General features: G+C 50.6%; 3 protein-coding genes. All 3 read left to right on the top strand.

The window, feature by feature from the left end; all coding sequences use genetic code 11:
• Nucleotides 1–853: VENN motif pre-toxin domain-containing protein (locus E6O51_RS21635; RefSeq protein ID WP_136387104.1), on the top strand; the 853-nt coding region annotated here is incomplete at its 5' end.
• A 20-nt stretch (nucleotides 854–873) separates the two neighbouring features.
• A complete protein-coding gene (locus tag E6O51_RS21630; protein ID WP_136387103.1) occupies nucleotides 874–1,278 on the top strand; it encodes a hypothetical protein in 405 nt (134 codons plus the stop codon).
• A gap of 15 nt (nucleotides 1,279–1,293) precedes the next feature.
• Nucleotides 1,294–1,511: hemagglutinin repeat-containing protein (locus E6O51_RS22530; RefSeq protein ID WP_136387105.1), on the top strand; the 218-nt coding region annotated here is incomplete at its 3' end.

The raw sequence follows: 1,511 nt of genomic DNA, 5'->3' as shown, positions 1-1,511 counted from the left end.
ACACGACAGCCTGCTGCAACTGGGGGCCGCGCTGGCCGGCGCGGCGGTCGGCACGCTGGCCGGGGATACCCAGGGGGCGGCCACTGGGGCCAGTACGGCCTTCGTGGGGGTGACGAACAACTATCTCAAACACCAGGAAGTCGATCAGCTACTGCAAGATTTGCGCAAATGTGGCAACGACAACGAATGTAAAGATGCTCTGCTAAAAGATGCGATTGCGTTGAGCAACAGCCGTAACCCCTACGAACTGCTCGACCCCTCCCTGAACAGGGATGCAGCCTTTGCCGAACTGATGCTGCAATGGGCCGCCAGTGATATGGACTACGGCATGATCTCCCTGCGCCGCCTGGGTGACTTGGCCGCCATCAATGCCGATCACTTGGGTATGGCGGACAACACGCCGGTGCTGACCTCCGGCATCAGCCAGGACGACATCAACCGGCAGACGATGCTCAACAACTGGCACTACGGGCAATCGACCAGTTTGTCCGAAGGATGGCTCACTTTGGGGGCTGGGGGTGTAACCGGAACTGGCTTGCGTTGGGTCGGATATGCAGCGTTGCCGGCAATACAGAAAGTTGGTGCCGCTGGACAAGTTGCTGTACATGCAGCGCGGACAGAGGCACAACTGCTGCAATTTGGGTATCGGCAGTATGTAGTGCCAAGTGCCTTGGCCGCGTGGACATCTCCTGCTGCTATATGGGTGTCCAACCCTGCAAATGTACAAAATCTAACTGACTTTACATTGGGTGTCTTTAATTTGGATCCGAATGCTCCTACAACCAATGCCGGTCGTGTTGGGGCTACTCTCAATATGCTCTATCAAGGTGGTAGGTGGATGGCTAAGGAATAGAATAAATAAAGGATACGCTGGTGAACGAAAAATATCGTACTGTTTTAAATATTCTCATGGCGCTATTGGTTTTGGCGCTATCTGTTTTCTTGTATAAAGGGGTTCCTCTTTGCAAAGGGGCGATATGTGTAAATATTGATGAATACAGGTATTCGTTGTCAGGTTTTGTGTTTATTTTGTTTTTTGATATAGTCTATTGTCTTGCAAAGAATATTTTCTTTGGTAGGTCGTTGTATAGAGTGGTTTCTGCTTGCTTTTTGTCTGTATGTCTGGTTGTTGGTGTTTGTATGGTGATTGGACTGTTTGAATTTGGTAGAAATTCTAATATGTATGATTTTGAAGGAAATGACGGTTTTTTTCTGCAAATGGTTCTTGTTGGGGGTGCGATGGTCTTTTGGTCGATTTATAGGTTTATTAAGAAATAGTTTCGCTCTGCGAGTATTCTGCAAAATAGTGGTGTCAATCTAAAAGGCCAAAGGGGTCGTAGTCATTTGATTTCCGAAGACATCACCCTCACCGCGCAGCGCGACCTCCACCTGCAAGCGGCGGCCAACACCAGCACGCTGCGCAACACCAACAAAAGCAGCAGCGCCGGGGTCGGCGTCACCTTCGGCTTCGGTCAGCAAAACGGCTTCTCCATCCAGCTCAACGCCGGGCA

Source organism: Pseudothauera rhizosphaerae (genome assembly GCF_004801305.1).
Taxonomy (GTDB): Bacteria; Pseudomonadota; Gammaproteobacteria; order Burkholderiales; family Rhodocyclaceae; genus Pseudothauera; species Pseudothauera rhizosphaerae.
Note: the sequence above shows the minus strand (reverse complement) of the source record. Positions and strands in the feature narration are given on the sequence as shown.